This is a genomic window from Kitasatospora sp. NPDC001309, from assembly GCF_042896295.1.
Classification (GTDB): Bacteria; Actinomycetota; Actinomycetes; order Streptomycetales; family Streptomycetaceae; genus Kitasatospora.
In genome coordinates, this window is record NZ_JBIAXC010000115.1 from 1 (window position 1) to 1030 (window position 1030).

A 1030-nucleotide genomic window follows, 5' to 3' on the forward strand; every position below is an offset into this window, starting at 1 on the left:
AGTACCGTGAGGGAATGGTGAAAAGTACCGCGGGAGCGGAGTGAAATAGTACCTGAAACCGTGTGCCTACAAGCCGTGGGAGCGTCGTTCACCAGCTTGCTGGTGGGCCGTGACTGCGTGCCTTTTGAAGAATGAGCCTGCGAGTTTGCGGTGTGTAGCGAGGTTAACCCGTGTGGGGTAGCCGTAGCGAAAGCGAGTCCGAATAGGGCGGTTGAGTTGCATGCCCAAGACCCGAAGCGGAGTGATCTAGCCATGGGCAGGTTGAAGCGCGGGTAAGACCGTGTGGAGGACCGAACCCACCAGGGTTGAAAACCTGGGGGATGACCTGTGGTTAGGGGTGAAAGGCCAATCAAACTCCGTTATAGCTGGTTCTCCCCGAAATGCATTTAGGTGCAGCGTCACGTGTTTCTTGCCGGAGGTAGAGCACTGGATAGGCGATGGGCCTTACCGGGTTACTGACCTTAGCCAAACTCCGAATGCCGGTAAGTGAGAGCGTGGCAGTGAGACTGTGGGGGATAAGCTCCATGGTCGAGAGGGAAACAGCCCAGAACACCGACTAAGGTCCCTAAGCGTGTGCTAAGTGGGAAAGGATGTGGAGTCGCAGAGACAACCAGGAGGTTGGCTTAGAAGCAGCCACCCTTGAAAGAGTGCGTAATAGCTCACTGGTCAAGTGATTCCGCGCCGACAATGTAGCGGGGCTCAAGCACACCACCGAAGTCGTGTCATTCACGTGTGAAGGCCTAACGGCTGCGTGGATGGGTAGGGGAGCGTCGTGTGCCGGGTGAAGCGGCGGTGGAAACCAGTCGTGGACGGTATACGAGTGAGAATGCAGGCATGAGTAGCGATACAAGAGTGGGAAACTCTTGCGCCGATTGACCAAGGGTTCCTGGGTCAAGCTGATCTGCCCAGGGTAAGTCGGGACCTAAGGCGAGGCCGACAGGCGTAGTCGATGGACAACGGGTTGATATTCCCGTACCCGCTTTGAAGCGCCAACGCTGAACCTCTTGATGCTAAGCCCGTGAAGCCGTCC

At 56.8% G+C, this 1030-nt stretch carries 1 rRNA gene; it reads left to right on the plus strand.

The features are described from left to right. A 23S ribosomal RNA gene (locus ACFY2K_RS43505) occupies positions 1–1030 on the plus strand; the annotation flags it as partial.